12 protein-coding genes and 4 pseudogenes are annotated in these 20,501 nt (G+C 44.6%); 8 read left to right on the forward strand and 8 right to left on the reverse strand.

What is annotated here, in order from left to right:
* Nucleotides 1–505: 505 nt before the first annotated feature.
* Nucleotides 506–3,694: a type ISP restriction/modification enzyme gene (locus PX482_RS11805; protein WP_288094882.1), complete on the reverse strand. Its 3,189-nt coding sequence runs from the start codon at nt 3,692–3,694 to the stop codon at nt 506–508.
* A gap of 454 nt (nt 3,695–4,148) precedes the next feature.
* Here PX482_RS11805 and PX482_RS11810 point away from each other — a divergent pair, with 454 nt between their 5' ends.
* The 5 genes and pseudogenes from PX482_RS11810 (at nt 4,149) to PX482_RS11840 (ending at nt 7,550) form a co-directional block, all read left to right on the forward strand.
* The gene (locus PX482_RS11810) at nt 4,149–4,865 is read left to right on the forward strand and encodes a DUF433 domain-containing protein (protein ID WP_002760746.1); all 717 of its coding nucleotides are present in this window, start codon (nt 4,149–4,151) and stop codon (nt 4,863–4,865) included.
* Nucleotides 4,862–5,284 (forward strand): annotated as a pseudogene (locus PX482_RS27700) (PIN-like domain-containing protein). Before PX482_RS11810 ends, PX482_RS27700 begins: the two are co-directional and overlap by 4 nt.
* 252 nt (nt 5,285–5,536) lie before the next feature.
* Entirely contained in the window at nt 5,537–5,773 is a 237-nt protein-coding gene (gene rpmB, locus PX482_RS11830; protein WP_002732080.1) for a 50S ribosomal protein L28, read from the forward strand.
* 144 nt (nt 5,774–5,917) lie between these two features.
* Nucleotides 5,918–6,184 (forward strand): photosystem I reaction center subunit PsaK, encoded by a 267-nt coding sequence (psaK, locus tag PX482_RS11835; protein WP_002760753.1) that lies wholly within the window; start codon nt 5,918–5,920, stop codon nt 6,182–6,184.
* A 229-nt stretch (nt 6,185–6,413) separates the two neighbouring features.
* Nucleotides 6,414–7,550 carry an amino acid ABC transporter permease gene (locus PX482_RS11840; RefSeq protein ID WP_288094883.1) on the forward strand — a complete coding sequence of 379 codons (1,137 nt, stop codon included), beginning with the start codon at nt 6,414–6,416 and terminating at the stop codon, nt 7,548–7,550.
* A 57-nt stretch (nt 7,551–7,607) separates the two neighbouring features.
* Here the strand turns inward: PX482_RS11840 and PX482_RS11845 are convergent, their stop codons facing one another.
* Both PX482_RS11845 and PX482_RS11850 read right to left on the reverse strand, forming a co-directional pair.
* Nucleotides 7,608–7,916 (reverse strand): ssr2422 family thylakoid membrane protein, encoded by a 309-nt coding sequence (locus PX482_RS11845; RefSeq protein ID WP_002760756.1) that lies wholly within the window; start codon nt 7,914–7,916, stop codon nt 7,608–7,610.
* A gap of 58 nt (nt 7,917–7,974) precedes the next feature.
* Nucleotides 7,975–9,150 carry a DUF4336 domain-containing protein gene (locus PX482_RS11850; protein ID WP_002760764.1) on the reverse strand — a complete coding sequence of 392 codons (1,176 nt, stop codon included), beginning with the start codon at nt 9,148–9,150 and terminating at the stop codon, nt 7,975–7,977.
* A 58-nt stretch (nt 9,151–9,208) separates the two neighbouring features.
* Here PX482_RS11850 and PX482_RS11855 point away from each other — a divergent pair, with 58 nt between their 5' ends.
* Nucleotides 9,209–10,471, forward strand: a complete 1,263-nt coding sequence (locus PX482_RS11855; protein WP_288025084.1) for a YcjF family protein — start codon at nt 9,209–9,211, stop codon at nt 10,469–10,471.
* Between the two features lie 863 nt (nt 10,472–11,334).
* Here PX482_RS11855 and PX482_RS11860 read toward each other — a convergent pair.
* Nucleotides 11,335–11,727: pseudogene (locus PX482_RS11860) on the reverse strand (IS1634 family transposase); the annotation flags it as partial.
* Between the two features lie 263 nt (nt 11,728–11,990).
* Between PX482_RS11860 and PX482_RS11865 the strand changes: the two are divergent.
* Nucleotides 11,991–15,860 (forward strand): peroxidase family protein, encoded by a 3,870-nt coding sequence (locus tag PX482_RS11865; protein ID WP_288122470.1) that lies wholly within the window; start codon nt 11,991–11,993, stop codon nt 15,858–15,860.
* A gap of 253 nt (nt 15,861–16,113) precedes the next feature.
* Here PX482_RS11865 and PX482_RS28090 read toward each other — a convergent pair.
* The 3 genes and pseudogenes from PX482_RS28090 to PX482_RS11885 all read right to left on the reverse strand — a co-directional run.
* Nucleotides 16,114–16,356, reverse strand: a pseudogene (locus tag PX482_RS28090) (zinc ribbon domain-containing protein); the annotation flags it as partial.
* Between the two features lie 506 nt (nt 16,357–16,862).
* Nucleotides 16,863–17,270 carry a cytidine deaminase gene (gene cdd, locus PX482_RS11880; RefSeq protein ID WP_288025079.1) on the reverse strand — a complete coding sequence of 136 codons (408 nt, stop codon included), beginning with the start codon at nt 17,268–17,270 and terminating at the stop codon, nt 16,863–16,865.
* Nucleotides 17,269–17,470: pseudogene (locus tag PX482_RS11885) on the reverse strand (helix-turn-helix domain-containing protein); the annotation flags it as partial. The pseudogene PX482_RS11885 and the gene cdd, both read right to left, overlap by 2 nt.
* 219 nt (nt 17,471–17,689) lie before the next feature.
* On the opposite strand from PX482_RS11885, the gene PX482_RS11890 reads away from it, so the two are divergent.
* Nucleotides 17,690–19,516 carry an RNA/DNA-binding domain-containing protein gene (locus PX482_RS11890; RefSeq protein ID WP_288122471.1) on the forward strand — a complete coding sequence of 609 codons (1,827 nt, stop codon included), beginning with the start codon at nt 17,690–17,692 and terminating at the stop codon, nt 19,514–19,516.
* 55 nt (nt 19,517–19,571) lie between these two features.
* Here PX482_RS11890 and PX482_RS11895 read toward each other — a convergent pair.
* The coding region (locus PX482_RS11895) for an NAD(P)/FAD-dependent oxidoreductase (protein WP_288094568.1) at nt 19,572–20,501 on the reverse strand (930 nt) is incomplete at its 5' end.

Raw genomic sequence — 20,501 nt, forward strand, 5'->3', positions numbered from 1 at the left:
ACTCTTGTTCCCCACTTAAGCCCAACTATCGGCACTATTCGTTCATTAAACACTAATTGTCAAGATGCCATGTAATCTTTCCTATCAAAGTAATTTCAGTTCCGGTGCTGATTCGGAGCATCTTTCAATTTGACAACGCCAAAATTTTTGAGACATTTCAATATAAATTTAAAAGGCAACCGCAACAAAAAAGGAAGAAAAACCCTAATAAATATAACCTAGAAGACGCTTTATCTGTGGTTGAAACCTGCGATAAAATATCAATCTAGGGTTTGCGGCAAAAAGTACGGGCGAAGCATTCGGATAGAAAATCTACGGTTTCACCGATAGGTTATTGCCCGAATGCTTCGCCCCTACAGGACGCGGGCCGATGAAAACCCAAGGTTTTGAAGCACGATTCTCTCAAAATCTTGCACCTGTACTGATTATTTATTCTCCCTTTTACCTGTCCTGATATGTAGCCTATAGTCAACGGATTTAGTATTAATCTTCTCTCACCGGTGGCTTAACTAAAGGGGAAACCACCATATTTATTGATAATTATATCTATGGTTTCCATAATTGCGATCGATTCTCCCAAAATGGAGATGATTTGTTGATAATGTTCTAGGTCATCGTAGCTAAGGTGGCGACCTTTGCGGTCTTTTAGCCACTTCTGACACACTTGATAACCGCCGATATAAAAGTTCCAAATTTGAGGCGGAATCCCCGCAAAATACTGGTCAGAATTAATCGAAATTTGTTGTTTATTTTCGTCATATTTCACCTGCTCGACTAGATTAGAACCCGCCACGGGATAGCTACTAATTTCTTTTCCCGTTGCTTTCATTAGGTGTAACTGCACTAATCTGTCACCTTTTTTGACTAATTCCCAGAATAATTCTTGATTACTGGTGAGAGGAACACGAGGAAAGTCTATTTTTAAAAATTCGGCGTAACGTTGGCGATATTGGGGAGAGTGAAAGACGGCATAGATATAGTTAAAAATGTCTTCCGGTCCAAAGGTTTTCTTTTCGTCTCCTTTGCCATCACTGATAAATTCTAATTCAAGTTTTGCCGAAAGTTTGTTAATAAATTCTGGCGCTAGATTGGGACGGCGACCATTTGGCGAGTTGGTTGGTTCTGTTTCAAATAGCGTTGGGTTATTAGTTGGATAAAGATAAAGGGGGAAGTTATGGTTAGATTCTTTCGTGATATTTGAAATCAAACAATCATTAGGAACTAAGTCAGTTATCCAAAAATGTCTATATTCATTATTTGCTATTTGACGAGAACAAACTAAACACAAATTTTCTTTGTTAAATATATGGTTTCTTAAATCAGGTCTTGTTCTATCCATAACATAATCAGAATAAAACATAAACCTATTGTCGAAGGGTCTATAAGCGCATAAGTCAAGGAATCTCCACAAGTCTATCTCTTGTTTCAAAGCTGTAGCTGCTTTCTTCCAATCCCACTTTCCTAAATCATATTTATCAGAAAAAGAATTATCTAATTTATCTTGATTAACTAATTCAGTAATTCGTTTAACTATCTGCTCTTTATCGAAATCTATAGCAAAGTGATCACGATGACTCTTGAAACCATAGATATGAGTAATATATATTTCATCAATTCTATGATATTTATTATATTCACCTAGCGATTTTTCTGATTGAATTCTTAACAAATAAAATGGTTTTTTAGGCTCTATATCTAACCATTCAGTTGAACTAATATCATTTTCATCTAACCAATGATACTTACCCCCAACTAACTCTCTATTCTCTTTAACCTCTCTAACACCCCACAAATCAGCATGATAAACCTTGGCTAAATCTTGCTGACTATCTTGATACTTAATAAAAAACGCAATCGCTACACCTTGCTGAATATCAAACACATTTTGATCGGGTGAACCGTCGGGACAAACTTCTTTTTTCTTACTATTCCCATGCAAATCTAAAATATAAATCTCATCAAAAGTCTGCATCAAATTTTGACGCATTCCCCGAAAAGTGGGATTATCCAAATAACCATGATTTGTAATTAACGCCACAACTCCATAACCAGTTTCCGCTACCCGATACTGAGCAAAGCGAATAAACTTCACATAATCATCTAATAAACCTTTAGGGTTTCTCTCTCCCAATGGTTTTCCATCTAATTGATAATAATCCTTAACCAAATTCACAATCCAAGGGTCAGTATTCATCGACTGATAGGAATAGGGTGGATTGCCTAAAATAACCATAACTGGCATTTCTTGCTTAACACCTTGCGCTGACTCTGCTTCATCGCGAATGCGATTTAAAAACCCATCAGCAGGGGGAATTTGAAAAGCTTCCTGTAGGGTGTTAGTGAGATAGATTCCTAAGCGTTCATCGGCACTAAAATCATAGCCTAATTCCTGAAGTTGTAAACCTAATTTCATGTGTGCTACGGTGTAGGGAGCCATCAGTAATTCAAACCCAAAGAGACGGGGTAATAAATGTTTACTGACATAACTAGACCACATCCCTTTCTGTTGACGAAAACTATCATAGATATGGTCAATAACAGAGTGTAAAAAAGTGCCAGTTCCCACAGCAGGATCGAGAATTAAAACTTGGTGTATTTCCTGAGTTTCTTGGCTATTATTAGGATTTTTAATCGTAATTTTTTTGGCATCGGCCAAACCTTTAGGAATCTGAAACTTATTTTTTAGAATATAGTCCACACTGCGAACCATGTAAGAAACCACGGGTTCAGGGGTATAATAAACCCCCCTAGACTCACGCATTTTGCTATCGTATTCGGCTAAAAAAGTCTCATAAAAGTGAACCACAGGATCCTGCTTGCGCGTGCGTTTTCCAAAGCTGCTAAGAATACCATCCATGTCCGTTTGTTGTAAAATAGTGGCTAGAGTATCCACGGCCCAAGTAATCCGCTCATCTAATTCTGTACCAGCAATTTGATGAAAAATTCCCCGCAAAAAAGGGTTAGTTTTCGGTAGTCGAAATCCCGCCGTTTCCCTGGAAAAAGAACTTATTTGATCCGTATTACAGCGTGCTGCGAATAAACCATAACAGATTGTTTGTGCATACATATCCGCGAACTGCGCTTCATTGAGATCACTAATTAAAACTCGTTGAAAAGATTGCAATTGTTGCCGCAACATTCCCCCACAATCTTGATCTTTTAAAGCTTGGCCGATTGCGTCTCGAATTAACTGCGCTAAAGCGGCCATTTTTTTGGCTAATTCTCGCGGTGTTGTTATCTGAATAACTTTTGAGAGGAAAAACTGACAGAACAATTGTTCTACTTGTAAAATCCCCTGGGAATCAGGTTTAATTTGCTTTTTTTGATTAAGACTTGCCACGGCAGCTGATAGACGCAATTCTCCCGATACATACCAACGAAATTCTAAATGATCGGTGATAATTAAATTACCCAAAGCCTGTAAATAACGTTTTATTTGGGGAGTATTTTCAACCTTTTTGAGAGAAGTTCCGATATCTTTGGCTTCCAGATGACCAATTTCTACTATACCCTGATTAATCACAAAATCTGGAGCGCCACAAGCAATCCTTTTGGGTTCATTGAGAGCCTGTAGGTTATTATTTAGGGATTCAATTAATTTTTTTAAAGCAGGACGATAACTGTGTTCTGTGGCCTTACCCTGTTGATAAATGCCTGTGATTTCCTCTAGATATTTTGGCAGTGAATTACTCATTATCGTTGCGACATACAAACGTTCTTCTCTAGATAAAATATAACCTCATTTGCCCCCAATGTCCACTGCCCTCATCCTACTTTATGGCTGCATCTGACATTTGCAGAAATACCGACAATGAGCAATTATCAGTGATTCTTGAATTATCACAGATATATCAGCAGCTGCCTGTAAGCATCCCACCGAAAAGCTAATGCGCGGGGGGTTTGGGGGCGGCGCCACGCCCCCAACGGGGGGTTTGGGGGGTAGAACCCCCCAAAAGCTTGGATTGATTAATAAAGTCGGAAGTAATGCCCAATTTTATCAGAGAGTTTTCGCGTAAAAATCCCAACTTGCTAGATTTACAAAAATAAGATGTACCCTGCTTTATCCCTATCCTCAAGGATACCAAAATTAGCTAGAATGAAATAATAGGCGATAATCTCATCCCAACAACTTCACCAAAATATTAACGATGGTCAAAGCATCATCTCCCTTATCTCTAGAGCATCTCTATCATGTTCCCACCTACACTATAGCCGATACTGCGCGCTATCTCCATATTCCTTTACCCACTCTGAGAACGTGGGTACGAGGACGCACCTACCCCACTAAAAAAGGACAAAAAGAGTTTTTACCCCTCATTCAACGACCTAATCCGAATATTCCGCAACTTTCCTTTACTAACTTAGTGGAAGCGCACGTTTTAAGAGTTATTCGCAAAGTTCATAACATCCCTCTCGATAAAGTTAGACTGGCCCTAGACTATATTAGTGAACAATTTAACACCGATCATCCTCTGGTTCAAAAACAATTTAGTACCGATGGAACTGACCTTTTTATTGAACAATTTGAACATTTAATTAATGCCTCCCGTTCGGGACAATTGACGATGAAACAATTCTTAAATAATCTCTTAACTCGTATTGAATGGGATGAACAAGATATCGCCACACGGCTTTTTCCCACTATCGACATAAATGGGGAAGACTTCAGCAATAAAGTCCTAAAGATAGACCCTAATATTTCCTTCGGAAAACCCGTGATCACAGGAACAGGAATTCCCACTAAAGTTGTCACAGAACTTTATGATGCGGGGGACTCTATAGAAGATATTGCCAATGATTATAATTGTCAACCTTGGCAAATTGAAAAAGCGATTTTATTCGAGTGCAATTGGCAAGCGGCATGACCTATCAATACACCTATTTTATAGACCGCGCTTTAGGAAAATCTATCGGTGAAGCTTTGCAAGAAATAGGGGTTAAAATTGAATTTCATCATGCCCATTTTGCCCCAGATGCACCGGATACGTAGTGGCTACCTATTGTTAGTCAAAGAGGATGGATAGTATTAACTAAAGATGTAAACATTGGTATAAATATTTTAGAAGTTCAACAGATAGCCCGTTATCAGGCTCAAGTATTTGTTCTAGTTTCTGGTAACTTACCTCGTCAAACCATGGTTAATATTTTTGTCGAAACAATCGATAAAATCGAAAAAATAACCCAAGGTAATCAAGCCCCTTTTATCGCCAAAATATACCAAGATTTTCAAGTAAAATTGTGGAAAAATAAAAATGAATTAACCAGAATAATAGAAACTATGTAAAACTTATTAAAATATTTTTTATCAGTAAAAAATTACAGCTAAATTTGTTGACAATATTCTCACCATTACCTTTGATGCAATTGTCGAAATTGTCTGAGCAGTGAACCGGTTTAATCAACTTCTTAATCCCCCCACTTGCTGTTAAATTTATTTCCGTTCACTTCACCCAGGGGAAGGGGGGACTTCTGGCGAGATTTGAGTTAAACTAGAAAGGTTGACTATTGACAAACATCGATCGCACAGGAGCAAATTATGTCTAGAGTCTGTACTATGACGGGGAAAAAGGCCAATAACGCCTATGCGGTGTCCCACTCCCACCGTCGCACCAAAAAATTACAAGAAGCTAACCTACAATGGAAAAGAGTTTGGTGGTCGGAAGGCAACCGTTGGGTAAAACTACGCATCTCCACCAAAGCTATCAAAACCATTGAAAAGAAAGGATTAGCCGTCTTCGCTAGAGAAGTAGGCTTAAACTTAAATTTGTACTAAGCGAGTAGTTCGGAAGTGGAGACGAATCGGCCCTATCGTTGACTCCTCTGCTTTTGATTATTAAGTATTGCAACAGGGCGTGATGTGGGGTGAAAACTACCTTTAAGATTAAAAACTTAAAACGACCTGTTCAGGAGAATTTCAATGTATTCAACCCTATTAATGGCCGCTACCGCCGTACAAGGTTCCAGCGAATGGAGTCCCAAAGTGGCGATTGTCATGATTATCTGCAATATTCTCGCTATTGCTTTCGGTAAAGCGACTATTCAACAACAAAATGTCGGTCCTGCTTTACCTTCCCCCGCTTTATTCGGTGGTATGGGATTAGGCGCTTTACTGGGTACTACCAGTTTTGGTCATGTCCTCGGTGCCGGTGTCATCCTCGGTCTCTCCCGTCTCGGAGTTATCTAAATATGTTTTGATTTTCTCAATCGGTGGCCAAAAGTCACCGATTTCTTTTGTTAAAAATTCTGGACTATATAAGTAGGTAGGTGTTAAAAATTATCAGATGCCCCCCTTATTAAGGGGGGATTAAGGGGGGACTAAGGGGGGATCGGCACCCCCCTTATCAAGGGGGGCAGGGGGGATCAGAGGCAAAATCTATCTTCTATTTAATTAGAACCACTTACTTATAATAAATATGACTTTACCTCAAAAAAATTCTTTTTGGTACGATGAGCGATTTCAGAAGATTTTTCTACAGGTAATTATCCTGCTAATTGTCTGCCTAATTTTCTGGTTTTTTGGCCGCAATTTAGTGATTAATTTCCAACGCTTACGCTTAAGTTTTGGCTTTGGCTTTCTCTTTGATCCCGACCGACCAGCCTCTTTTGCTATTGGTGACTCTCCTATTGCCTACAGTCCCACCGATACCTATTTTCGCGCTCTTTTGGTGGGATTAGTTAATTCCCTCCGCATTATGATTACTGGCATATTTTTGGCGATTAGTCTGGGAATAGTTATCGGGTTAGGTCGCTTGTCGGATAATTGGTTAATTCGTCAGTTAGCAACAATTTATGTGGAAACTATTCGCAATACTCCTTTATTATTACAATTATTTTTCTGGTATTTTGCTGTATTTCTAAAACTGCCGAAGATTGAGGACTCTCTAGAGTTTTTTGGCAGGGTATTCTTAAATAACTCAGGAGTCTATTTGCCTTTCCCCGCTAATAGTTTCAGGACATGGTTAGCCTTAGCTATCATTGCTTTAGGAATAATTCTCTCAGTATTTTTATACCTAAAAAATAAACTTAGTTTATGCCTAACTAGCCTACTAATCCTAGTTATAATTCCTCTAATCTGGGGTTTACAATGGCAAAGTCCCCAAGTTAATCCTCTTAATCAAAATATTGACTTTGGTTTACATCTTTCTTCTGAGTTTGCTACTCTCTTAATCGGTTTAACTGTTTATACAGCTGCCTTTATTGCGGAAACGGTACGGGGGGGGATTCAATCGGTTAATCGGGGACAATGGGAAGCAGCTAAAGCCTTGGGATTAAAACCTTTATTAGTGATGAGATTAGTAATTTTTCCCCAAGCTTTGCCAGTGATTATTCCTCCTTTAACTAATGAATGTTTAAACCTGGTTAAAAACTCTAGTTTAGCGATCGCTATTGGTTATAATGATATTTATGCTATCTCTAGTACCATCGCTAATCAGACGGGAAAAGCTGTAGAAATGTTAATAGTAGTTATGGCCACCTATTTATTCTTTAATCTGGTGATTTCCTTGACTATGAATCAATTAAACAAACGGGTAAAAATTCAGGAAAGATAGGGTGTGTTAGCGAGTGCGTAACGCACCGAATCGCACCAGAATTTAGCGATAAAGTAACTAATGAGCATTAGCAGAATATAAAGCGGTGATAATTGCTGTCACCGCAGGACTAAGACTAGATAAAACCACCACAGAAGCGGTGGCAATGATGATAGTAGTAGCCATTCTCACCATACCATCTGTACCTTTTTGATAGGCATCAAATTTATAGTCTATGCGATCAATTTTTTGTCCTATTTCATCTCGCCACTTACTGAATACGTCCTGGGATTGGCTGAATTTTTCTTGCAAATCACTAACTTCATCACTTAATTGAATCAACGCCGCTCTGATGTCATCATTACTGGGATTTTCGGGAATTTGCATGACCTTGATTAGCAATCAACTAACAACCGCATATATTATAGCAGTTCTTAGCCATAAATTACAATTTTTTATCAGGAGGAGGAGTCAATCGCCAGCGCACTAAAAAACTATCAATACTTTCTAAACATTCCAAGTCATCTTTAGGTAAATAAGAATCTTTTGACAAGAAAGAAAAAGCCTGCTGAAACTCTTGACTATCAGCTTGAATCGGACTAGCAAAATGACAAGGAATAACCTGTTTAATCGGCCATTGGTAAATTCTATCAACCCATTGACTAACCTCGTCAGTAGTGCGATTAAGAATCAAAGTTTGCAAAATTGGGGCTACTATTAACCTCCCCTCTCGACGCAAATTTAAAAAAGTCCTTTGCCAATCATCCCCCCATTGAAAAGGGAATAAACCAAAATAGGCTTTTTTACTCTTTTCCTTAGCAGTAAAAGCATCTCGAAAGACCTTAATCCAATTGGGAACAGCTAAAACAGGAGGTTGAAAATAAAGAGCAAAAAGACAAATTCTCTGCCAACCCCGACGGCGATTTTCTGGGGTATCCTCCACCAAATCCTTAGCACTATTTTTAGCGTGAAACAGGAGAGGATAGGGGTCTAATTCTAAAATAGCGGGAGGATTTTCTGGGATAGAAATAATTCCATCAGTCAGCAGCAGAGTTTGAGAGTAGTGATGAAAAAAAGCCACCTCCGAGAAGTATCCCACATTCAGATCAATTGCGGGTAAAATTTCATAACTAAAATCTTTTCCTAAAGGAGTGGTTGCCGAGTCAGCAGGTAAAATTTCCGTTCGTTTTGCCGGTAAACCCAACCAACTCAAAGGTAAATTAAGAGGAAAACTCCATTGATTAGGAGCAACATAAACTATAGCCTTAGGAAAATAACGGGCAAAAGGACCAACAAAAACCTTATGTTCAATCCCAGAAATCGTCGGCAAAATAATATATTTAACTTCCCCGTGTTCACCTTCCAACTCACGCATTAAGCGAATACATTCAGGAGTCGGGGCCACTGGTGCATAAACAAATAAACCCCCGGATGCTAACTTAATTACCGTCATGCGAATCGGCACGACCACATAAAAAATACCCTGCAATTGCTCAAATGTCCAGAGCGTATCTTTCACCACTTCTTGGCGAATTGTCCGTCTTTGACCGTAGGGATAAAGTGGTACAATTGGCCAAAAAGGCCATGATAAATCTTGCGGAGTTATTGCGGCTTTTGTCATCGTCTGATTCTATTGCTGAAAATCTCTATTTTAGTTATCATAAACCCTTCTAATCCCCATGACTGATAAACTGCCCATTGATTCTTTGGTCAATACTTGGAATAGTCTCACGGGGGAAGTGATGAAAAGACTCCCCATCGACCAGTTGACTAATACTGTCCTCCAGTGGTTTAGTGTTAGTGACACTCAAGTGGCGGAAATTTTAGAAAAAGTCCGTCAAGAATTACCCACCACCGAGGCGCTGTTAATCGGCAAACCGCAAACGGGAAAAAGTTCGATTATTCGGGGAATAACGGGAGTTTCGGCGGAAATCGTCGGGCAAGGTTTCCGTCCCCACACCCAAAACACCCAGCGCTACACCTACCCCGCAGAAGACTTACCCCTGTTGATTTTTACCGATACGGTGGGGTTAGGGGATGCCTATCAACACACAGACAGGGTAATCGCGGAATTATTAGCAGATTTAGCCGAAAATACGGGACGGGCCCAGGTTTTTATCGTGACGGTAAAAATTAATGATTTTGCCACCGATAGCCTCCTAGAAATTACCAAACAACTGCGGCAAAAATACCCTAAAATACCCTGTTTACTGGCTGTCACCTGTCTTCATCAGCTTTATCCTCCTAATACCGTTGATCATCCCCCTTATCCTCCCGATTGCGAGGATATCAATCGCGCCTATCAAGAAATTAAAGAAACTTTTAAGGATTTATATGACAATTCTGTGCTAATAGATTTTACCCTAGAAGAAGACGGTTATAACCCCGTTTTTTACGGTTTAGAGGCATTTAGAGACAATTTAGCCGATTTATTGCCAAAAGCCGAGGCTAACACCATCCACCAACTTTTAGATCGGGAAACCAGCAATAAATTAGGCAATCTCTATCGGGACGTGGCCCGACGCTATATGTTAGCCTTTTCCGTCATAGCGGCGACCTTGGCGGCGATTCCCTTACCCTTAGCGACTATGCCCGTTTTAACCGCCCTACAAGTGTCAATGGTGGGGGTTTTAGGCAAATTATACGGTCAAGTCTTAACCCCATCCCAGGCCGGTGGAGTCGTAAGTGCGATCGCTGGAGGCTTTTTGGCCCAGGCCATCGGTCGGGAATTGGTGAAATTTATCCCCGGTTTTGGCAGTGTTATCGCCGCTTCTTGGGCCGCCGCCTATACCTGGGCCCTAGGAGAGGGCGCTTGTGTCTATTTTGGCGATTTAATGGGGGGTAAAAAACCCGATCCTAAAAGGATTCAAATGGTGATGAAAGAGGCTTTTTCTGCTGCCCAAGAAAGATTTAAAAATGTCGCTACGGGAGGAGATAATTAAGCGGTATTCAAAGATTATAGCGGTAAGCGCTTGAGTGAGATACAGACCAAGCTTTGCCTAGCATGGTTTATAGCTTGTGACACTGTACCTAATACGACTGCACACCGCTATAAGCTAGTGAGGTACACATATTTTTCTTCCCTTTTGACTTTTGCCTCTTGCCTTTTGCCTAAAACCCATAACTTTTGTACCTCAGCAGACTGAAAAACGCTATATAGTCATTTCAAATAAATCTGATACACTCTAGAGCGATGGGAAAATATCTTAAGAATTTGTGGTATGTAGATATAGATTTGTCCAGTGTGCCAAAGTGAAATGACTAATAACAGTTATCAGTTAGACGTTTTCAGTGCAATACCGAAGGCACTGCCTAATACTGTGCCGAGCTTGTAGCCCACATTCCGCACCCTAAGTGTCACAACGTCTCAAAAGAGGAAGGGGCGTGAGTCATACTAAATCCAGTTATTAAAAACTGATTATTTATTCTCCCCTTTGCCTTTTGCCGTTCGGACCTCGGCGTGAGACTTCGGCGTGAGACTTCGGACGTTCGGCGAGCTCAGTCGAGCCGCGTGAGCTTTTGTCGAACGCTTTTGTCGAACGCTGATCTCACGGCCGAAGCCTGTTGCTTTTTGCCTGTCCTGATATGTAGCCTATACTCAACGGATTTAGTATCAAAATACTTATCTAGAGGAGTGAGTTGGCGGCAAGCTGCCGCCAACTAAGCCGAAATTTTCAGGGTTCCCCCGGTCATTCTCAATAAACAGTGCTTGTTGAGAATGACCGGTCCATCAGACTTAACATCTAGCGGGAGATGTTCGAGTTGCTCGCTTTGTTTTGTCACCCCTTGAAGTCAATCCATCTGGTCAAGATAAGAGATAATATTCCTGGCAAGGTTTGGGGAAAAATCTCAAAATGTTGCGCCTCTCGTCCGTTAAGTTGCTAATCTTTTGATTGTCTTGAATAGGTCGGAGATGAATTCCTTGGAAGCCCTGAAATATCCAGCGTAACGTCGGTCGGTCAGTCAACTTACCCAACGGATTTTTCAGTCCCGTCTCCTGCTGTTTTAAACTTAAACGAAGTTGTCTTTGACCAATAGTATAAACCAGCAGGCACAAGCCCCTTAGCCTGGCCAGGACCTCAATTCTCTGGGGAGATTTGAGAAAGACACTGTCGGCAAAAAAGCTGGGGTCTTTGAGAAAAGAAAATCCTCTTTCCGGAGCTTGTTGCCCTTTATATTTTTTGATAATATCCTCACTTTCAGACTTGAATTGGCCATTCATGGTCGAACAGCCCACTCGCCTAAGTTTTCCAACAATTCCTATTTTTTCATAATTAGGGGTCTCAAGACCCCCCTAGCGGACGCAGAGAAAATCCTCACCAGCTAAGTCTTTTTACTCAAGTCTCTAGACGGGGACAGCCAATGTGACAGTTGAGGATGCGGAATGTGGGTTACACGGATGTCGGCTGTACCTCAGTATGCCATAATGAATGTAGGAAAAGTATTGCAGACTACCAAATCATGCCAAATCCCAATTTCGATTCGGTGATTGATACGTTCACAATCGACGATCTGTTTTTTCTCCGTTATCAATATCGCGTCTACAAGGAATGGAACAACGATCCCCGTCTCGCCGTTCTGCCTGGCTTCAATCCGGGTGTGACGGGTGCCAAGGCCACCAGTGGCATCCGCTTTGTCGATGGCACGGATCAATTGCGTTACCAGGTGGGTGGCGGCATCACCCCCACCACGGCACCCTACCCCTTGTCCACCACAGATCCGAAATTCATGGCTGGGGGGACGGGCACGCTGTTTCGCCGTCTCACCAGCCAGAGCTTCACGCAAGCCACGGGTGGTTTCACGATCAACTTCCAGACGGGAGCGGTCGTCTACGACCAAAACTATACGCTTGATTACAGCCTTCGCGGCTATGCCAATCCCAGCAATCCCGACATCTTCGATGCCAGCCCCAGGCTGATCAGCAATCTGGTTTCCAATCAAAGCGGCAAGACAGCGCTGCAGGTGTTGGATGATCCCTACGCCAAGGAGTGGACCCAGGCCGGCACCCAGGCTGGCAAGCGGGTGAGCCAGAAAAACAACACCCGCCATGAAACCATTCTCACCGGTGGCAATGGGGTGAATGGCTCCAATACTGGAAATCCCCTGCCGAATTCAGGCTTTTTCGCCCTGTTTGGCCAATACAACGACCACGGCATGGATTTTCTCGCCAAGGGCAAGGATGGCAGCCTGCTGATCCCCCTGCTCCCTGGAGACAGCCTTTACAACCCTGGCTCGCCCACCAACTTCATGGCTCTCTCCCGCACCAACACGGTGCAGGTGGAGATCGGCGAGGGCAGCCGCGATGCCCTGGTGGCGGAGCTAGGCCTAGCGGGCTACAGCCGCCCCAGCCAATGGGATGTGGACAATGAGAACGCCGCCATCGGCACCAGCTTCACTGGCACCAGTGGGGGGACCTTGGTGCTCAATGAGCAGCTGATCGTGATCAATGCGGGCGCCACCCTCAACGATGTGGTGGCCACCATCAACAGCAAGGCGGCCTTCACCGGCGTGGTTGCCTCCACCACCACCAACGGCAGCAGCCAGAGCGTGCTGAAGCTCACCCCACGCAATGGCGAGAGCATCAACCAAACCTCCGCCTTTCTTGATCTCAACCAGGTCTATGGCTCGGTGGAGAGCCATGCCATTTTCATGCGGGAATACAAGGGCAATGGCGAACTCACGGGCCGGCTGCTCACCGATCCGCAAAACTCCACCGCCCGCTGGTTTGACCTGAAAAAGAATGCCGAGCGCATTGGCCTTACTTTGCGCGATCGCGATGTGCTGTCTGTGCCCCTGGTGGAGATCATCCCCCAAGGCCAGCCCAATGCGGGGCGCTATGCCTTTGTGGTGCTCGACAAGGTGTCGGGGCAGAAGAGCTACGTCTTTGATACGGCGGCCGTCACCTCCAATCAGGTGCTGGCCAAGGCCGGTTCAGCGTTTCTGATCGATCTGGCCAGTGACTGGAAAGGCTCTCCCCAGCCTGCTGGCAGCGATCCCTTCAAAGCCAACGGTGATCTGAAGGATCCCTCTCGGCTGAATCAACACGCTGTGGGCGGAGATGGGCGCCTGAATGAAAATATTGGTCTCACGGCAATGCATGAGATCTTTGTCACAACCCACAACAATATCCTGTCTCAGATTCAGGCCAATCTCGCCCAAAATGCCGGAAACAATGGTAATAACCAGGCCCTTTCCGGACAAGAGCTGTTTGAAATCGCCAAGCTGGCCAATGAAAACTTCTACCAACACCATGTGTTGCAGGAGTACGCGCGGCGCATTACCCCCAACCTGGGTGCATTCGCCGGTCCCAATGCGGGCAACAACAACAACGCCGGCTTCAATGCCAGCATCTTGGCGGAATTCGCCTCCAGCGCCTTTCGCTTCGGCCATTCCCAGCTCACCGAAACCGTGGCCCTCACCTCGGTGAACCAGCAAACGGGCCTGGCTAACCCCGGCGGGCAGATGGACATCCCGCTGCTGCAGGCCTTTCTCGCCCCCCAGATCTACACGGGCGACACGGCAGGGCAGATCGCCGCGGGGATGAGCCAGCAGGTGGGCAACGCCACCGATGAATTCATCACCAACACCCTTCAAAACGCCCTGGTAGGCCTCCCCTTGGATCTGGGTGCCCTCAACATCGCCCGCGGACTGGATACCGGCATCACGCCCCTCAATGAAGCCCGTCGCCAGATTCAAACCTACCTTCGTGGCGTGCGTACCTCTCCAGATGGGACCACCGGGTTGGTGCAGGCCAACAATGCCATTGACGCCAACCTTGCGGCCCTGGAGGCCAACCTGCGGCCTTATATCAGTTGGAGAGATTTTGGAGCCCATCTGCTTCATCCCGAATCGTTGAAGACGTTCATTATGGCCTACGCCCGCGATGCCATCCTCAGCGGCTATTCGGGCAATGCCGATCTCTCCTATTGGAATCAACTGCAAGCCAGTCCGGCTCCCGGCGCGGCCGCCACCTACGCCGCCGCCCTCTCCGCTGCGGCGGATTTGGCCATGGGGGATGGGGCCTTCATGGGCCTGCTCTACGGCGGCAGCAGCACGGATGCCCTGAATCCCTCAGCGCCCGTGAACACGCCCAGCGGCAACCAGGACTTCCAAAAGATCTCCCTCTGGCTGGGTGGATTGGCAGAGGCCAAAACCCCCGGCGGTATGCTTGGCCCCACCCATGATTTCATCTATGCCTACCAGATGCAGCAACTGCAGCGGGGTGATGAGGCCTACTACCTGAGCAAGCTGGCTGCCACGGATCTGGTGGAGGAAATCAAGGGGAAGACGGTGGCCGACATGGTAATGGCCGCCACGGGAGTGAAGCATCTCTACCACAAGATCTTTGCGGTGAATGATGCTGATTATGAGCGATCCCTGCAGAGCTTCAACACCTATTCTTCTGAAGCTTTATTGCTTGGGGCCACTCAGACGGTGGTTGATATCACCGGAACTCAACGGTTGGTGGGCAGGGCTGGCTATGTGAATGGCGTGCTTGTCGGCAATGGTGGCAACTACCTTGATGCCCGCGGCGTGTTCAGTCCCAACGGGGAGGGCAAGGCCAGCGAGCTCTTTGGCGGCACCAGCGGCGCCGATCAATTCAAGGGCTTGGGTGGGGATGACTGCATGTGGGGCGATGCAGGCGCGGACACCTTCTGGGCCGGCGATGACAATGACTTTGTCGATGGCGGTGAAGGGGATGACACGATCTACGGTGAAAACGGCTTTGATATGTTGCGTGGGGATGCCGGCAAAGATCAGATGTATGGCGGCACCGGCAACGACGATATGTATGGCGGAGAGGGGAACGACAGCCTCTTCGGTGAGGATGGCGCCGATGATCTCAACGGCGGCAATGGCGACGACGTTGTCAGCGGCAGCCTCGGCAATGATCTGGTGAAGGGACAGGCTGGTAACGACACCCTCATCGGCGGCCAGGGGAACGACATCATCACAGGGGGTGGAGGAAACGATCTCTTCACCTTCAACGAAGCCCCAGGCCTCAATGGGGTGGATCAGCTGCGGGACTTCACCTCCGGTGTGGACAAACTGGTCTTCGACAAGATCGTCTACGCAGGCCTGAGCGGCTCCACCCTCACCGCGGCCCAGCTGCGGGCGGAGGCCGGGGCCACGGTGGCCACTACGGCGAACCAACGCTTCATCTACAACCTCTCCAACGGTGATCTGTTCTTTGATCCCGACGGCACCGGCGTTGTCGCGGCCACGCAGATCGCCAACCTGAACCGCTTCAATCCGGCCTTCCCCTCGGATGTGGCGTCGGCCAACGCGGTCTTCCCCAACCTGGTCAGCAGCGATTTCTTCCTGATGTGAGCGGCCCTGGAAGCGTAATAAATCATACTGGATTTTATTGCAATTGAGAATCAATTACGGCGGTTGCTTTATTCGTCTGGCACAGCTAATTCCTTATTGGATAAGCTTTTCCGCGTGGAGAATGTACCAGACTAATCCTGAATCCGCCGTAGTTATTGAGAATATGGAAGGCAATTATGAGCGTTTCAGAGACTACATTCTCAATAAGTTGCCACAAAATCTCGGCTTAATGAGAACCAGAAAATTTCAGGACTCACGGTTCGCTCATTTGAAAAGCGTTTAGCACATTGACACTCCCGTCGCTAAAAGCGAGGGATTCTTGGTTCCGCCGAGTTTCCTTAATCTGGCAGGACGTATCCAACATTCGCCAGGGGGGGGTTTCGGTATGCTCTACCGTACTTAGTCCTCTTTTCAGAATATTGATAGCGGCGTTAATGTCTCTATCTTCTACATAGCCACAATCGGGACAAATCTATGTTCTTGTAGATAGAGATTTAACGCGATGTGCAACTATATTTTTAGTCTTGATTTACAAGGCTTTCAGAAATTAGCAGAGATAAAGTATCCTCTGGAACCCTGATTCTGTCGTTTTTAGTCGCACATCGCGTGATTTAGGTACTTTTTGAGCACAATTAGAGCAATTTTGACTTGTGTTGTGAGGTGGTACGGCTACCGTAGCCTTACCATATTTAGGGTTTGCTGAAAAAGTTTTTCGTGGGGGCAGGGTGTGGGCTTCGGCCGTGAGCTTTTGCGTTCGACAAAAGCTCACGCCGAGGTCCGAACGGGTGTAGGGTGTGGGGTGTAGGGTTTTACCCATTTTCAGGGAAAAAGTCCCGGAATTTTCCCCCCGATCCCTCCAATGGCTGGCACTTTTTGATGTCCAAAAAGTCTAAAAGTCTTACCCAACAAGGTTTTTAGATTTATTCAGCCAACCCTATCTCGATCGCATTTCCTATCAGCGCAAAATGAGTAAACGCTCGCTCCTCCCCCCATTACCCACAGTTAAAAACGAAAGGAAAAAGGCAGTAAATCCGAGAGATTAAAACGATAATTTTGCTGAGTTCCACAGATAATAATCTCCGCTTGCGGCGCTAATTCGGCTATCCATTGACGACAGGCTCCGCAGGGAGTTAACTGACTAATATCATCCTTGTCCACCCCATCGATACAGGCTATAGCGATCGCCCGTACTTCTCGATCGCCCGCTGCGACTATTTGCGCTAAAGTTGCCCTTTCCGCGCACAAACTCAAGCCATAACTAGCGTTCTCTACATTAGTACCAGCATAAATCTTTTTATCTGTCAAGACCGCTGCCCCCACCCGAAAACGGGAATAGGGAGAATAGGAAAGTTTCGCCACTTCCCGAGCAGTGTCACAGAGTTGTTGTCTTTCTTGGTCAGATAGGGTCATCGGCTAGATAGCATCCGAGGCAACTTTGATTACTTCTTAATTATCGCTTTGGTCGTGCTTTGATGACATCCGAGCAAGACGGCCATTTGCCGTTGAGATAAATTTCCCTCTTGACTAGGTTGGTAGAGCAAGTTTCTTTGTTCTATGTTAAGATGTTGGTGGCTTAGTTTTTGGGATTTGTTGTTGTATTGAGCGGACAATACCTCATGAGCCTTTCTCTGTCAACTCTTAAGGAGTCGTGCGTTTCATTTTTGAATTGGCGATTTAAGATCAGTTTTGTTTAAGTATCTTTTACCATGACTTCTACATCGAACTTTCAGCCGACGATAGTCTCAGAGTTTTAGCCCACCTCGAACTCAGCCTAGTTGCTCATTTTCACAGCAAAAACTGCATCCATAAATTTATCGCCGAATTTTAGCATGGAAATTGACACACTACTGCAGCAAATTGATATTGGAGAAGACCAAGAATATGAGTTTAAATCAGCCGAGGGAGGCTTGCCAAAAGACATTTGGGAAACTCTTTCAGCTTTCGCTAATACCGATGGCGGTTACATTATTTTGGGTGTTAGCGAAAAAAAACCTAGATTAGAAATTACAGGAGTGCGTAACCCTAAAAATCTTCAACAAGAGTTTTGGGATAACCACAACAACCGACAAAAACTGAATATATCTATCTGTTCTAATTCAGACGTAGAAGTAAAAAAGATTAATGAATATCAGCTTCTCATTATTCATATTCCTAGAGCTACCCGAACTCAGCGTCCTGTATATATTAACAATAACCCAATGACTGGTACATATAAGCGAAATTATGAGGGAGATTATCGCTGTCATAAGGAGGAAATAGAGCAAATGTTTCGCGATGCCAGCAATGAACCTCAAGATTTTCAAGTTTTAGATAATTTTAATCTCAACGATATTGATCCTGATACTCTGAAAGTATTTCGCCAACGGTTCAGCAATCGCGAACCCGATCATCCTTGGTTAGCATACAATGATCAACAATTACTCCATCAGTTAGGAGGATGGCGACGAGATAGAAATTCTAGCAAAGAAGGATTAACTGTAGCGGGTTTACTCATGTTTGGACGAGAACGCAGTATTTTAGATGCTTTCCCCCATTATAGTCTCGACTATCAGGAAAAATTATCTGACGATCCTGAAAAAAGATGGACATATCGCTTAACTCTTGATGGTAAATGGGAAGCTAATTTACTTAACTCTTATTATCGTGTTTATGGCAGATTAATTAATAATTTAGATGTTCCTTTTCAATTAGACAAAGATGCCGTTCGTAAAGATGAAACCCATGTTCATGAAGCTTTAAGAGAGGCTTTAGTTAATACTTTAATCCACGCCGATCACCAGTCGTCACGGCCTATAAAGGTGGTAAAATCTATCGATGGCTATCTGTTTTCTAATCCTGGTCGTCTGAGAATTCCCCTACAGCGTCTCTATGAAGGCGGTACTAGCGATCCTCGTAATCCTCATCTACAAAAAATGTTTCAAATGCTCGGATTAGGTGAAAAAGCTGGCTCTGGATTTGGGAAAATTCTTCGTGCTTGGAAAGAACAACAATGGTTGAGTCCCCTAGTTTCGGAAAAACTTGACCTAGAAGTTACATCTGTTAATTTACCGATGACAAGTTTTATTCCCGAAGCAGTTGAAGTGGAATTAAAAAGGATTATCGGGGATGCTTACCGTCAGTTAGGTGATCTTGATAGGATAATATTAGTATTAGCGCATCAGTTTGAGGAAATTAGTAATACTGACATTCAGCGTTATCGATCAGAACATCCCAGAGATATTAGCGAACGCCTTCGTAATTTAGTTCAAAATGGCTGGTTACACCAGTCAGGTAAGTGTCGGGGAACACGCTACACCCTACCGAACCAGAATTTTTCAGCGCAACTTTCTCTATTACCAAGCTCCGAACATTACCCACCAAGCTCCGAACATTACCAACAGTTAGAGGCAATTGCTGAACCCATACGCAGAAAAGGCCGCATTAGTAAAGACTCGGTACGAAAAGTGATTCTTGAACTATGCTCCCAACAATATCTACCCCTCGGAACATTAGCTCAACTGCTCGGAAGAGAACCTGATACTATTCGTAATCACTATGTCAACCCGATGATAGATGAGAGATTGCTGGAGCTTAAACACCCCCAACTAAGGAACCATCCTCAACAAGCTTATCGAACAGTATCTCGATCGCATTTCCTATCAGCGCAAGATGAGTAAACACCCGCTCCTCAAATCCGAGAGATTAAGGGGACTACATCGGCAAGCCACTAATTTAGCGATCGATAGCTAACTTATCACTTAACATTTCCCTGACGATTTTAGCGGTAGCGGGGGCTAATAAAACCCCGTTACGGTAGTGTCCCGTGGCCAGAATAACGTTATCGTATCCGGGCAAATATTCGATGATGGGAGCGGATTTTTTCTCCGGTCGCGGTCGCTTACCGGACCAAGTACGCACGATCGCACCCGCGGCCAAAGAGGGACAAAAAGCGATCGCCTGTTGATACACTTGCTCTAATAGGGCAGTATCGGCGATAATTTCGCCCTTTTCGTCCATAAATTCCACCGTTGCCCCAATCCAGTATTCCGCTCGGGCCAAAGGCAGAATATGCAGGTCATTTCCCGTTAAAATCGGCTTAAAATCGGAACTTTCTAAGGGTTGCGTCAATTTTATCTGTAAAGCTTGCCCTAAAACCGGTCGGATTTCCACTGGATGGGTAAGAGTTTCGGTTAAAGCAGTGGAACCAATTCCCGCACAAAGAATCAAAAAGTCGGTTTCCTCTATACCATTGGAACTATAAACCTGGGTGCATTGCCTCAAATTAGAGCCATGAAGCTCTGTCTTCCCAAAATTTTCAACTTTTACCCCAAATTGACATTTTACCCCCCTTCTTGCCGCAGCATCGACGAGGGCTTCCGTGAGCAGGGCCGGATTAATTTGATGATCCCTGGGAGAATAGATGGCACCATGGAGATGATCGCTGGCCACTTGGGGACATTTTTGGTTTAAAGTCTCTTTATCCCAGATTTCTAGACAATATCCCTGTTCTTGGCGGATTTCGGCTAACTTGCGCCAATTTTCTTCGTCTTCGGCACTCGATCGCAGTAGGACAATACCATCACGGTTACAGGGAATAGTCAGTCCGGTGAGGGATTCTAGCTCAGGAAGGAGGGTTTCGTAACGTTTTAAACTTTCTTGCCG

Source organism: Microcystis sp. M53602_WE12 (genome assembly GCF_030065455.1).
GTDB classification, from domain to species: domain Bacteria; phylum Cyanobacteriota; class Cyanobacteriia; order Cyanobacteriales; family Microcystaceae; genus Microcystis; species Microcystis aeruginosa.

Excerpts from the sequence above, each read along its gene's own strand:
- PX482_RS11810 (WP_002760746.1), top strand. The coding sequence starts at position 4,149 with ATGGTCAAAGCATCATCTCCCTTATCTCTAGAGCATCTCTATCATGTT.
- PX482_RS11890 (WP_288122471.1), top strand. The coding sequence starts at position 17,690 with ATGGAAATTGACACACTACTGCAGCAAATTGATATTGGAGAAGACCAA.
- PX482_RS11850 (WP_002760764.1), bottom strand. The coding sequence starts at position 9,150 with ATGACAAAAGCCGCAATAACTCCGCAAGATTTATCATGGCCTTTTTGG.
- PX482_RS11840 (WP_288094883.1), top strand. The coding sequence starts at position 6,414 with ATGACTTTACCTCAAAAAAATTCTTTTTGGTACGATGAGCGATTTCAG.
- PX482_RS11855 (WP_288025084.1), top strand. The coding sequence starts at position 9,209 with ATGACTGATAAACTGCCCATTGATTCTTTGGTCAATACTTGGAATAGT.
- PX482_RS11805 (WP_288094882.1), bottom strand. The coding sequence starts at position 3,694 with ATGAGTAATTCACTGCCAAAATATCTAGAGGAAATCACAGGCATTTAT.
- rpmB (WP_002732080.1), top strand. The coding sequence starts at position 5,537 with ATGTCTAGAGTCTGTACTATGACGGGGAAAAAGGCCAATAACGCCTAT.
- cdd (WP_288025079.1), bottom strand. The coding sequence starts at position 17,270 with ATGACCCTATCTGACCAAGAAAGACAACAACTCTGTGACACTGCTCGG.
- PX482_RS11865 (WP_288122470.1), top strand. The coding sequence starts at position 11,991 with ATGCCAAATCCCAATTTCGATTCGGTGATTGATACGTTCACAATCGAC.
- psaK (WP_002760753.1), top strand. The coding sequence starts at position 5,918 with ATGTATTCAACCCTATTAATGGCCGCTACCGCCGTACAAGGTTCCAGC.
- PX482_RS11845 (WP_002760756.1), bottom strand. The coding sequence starts at position 7,916 with ATGCAAATTCCCGAAAATCCCAGTAATGATGACATCAGAGCGGCGTTG.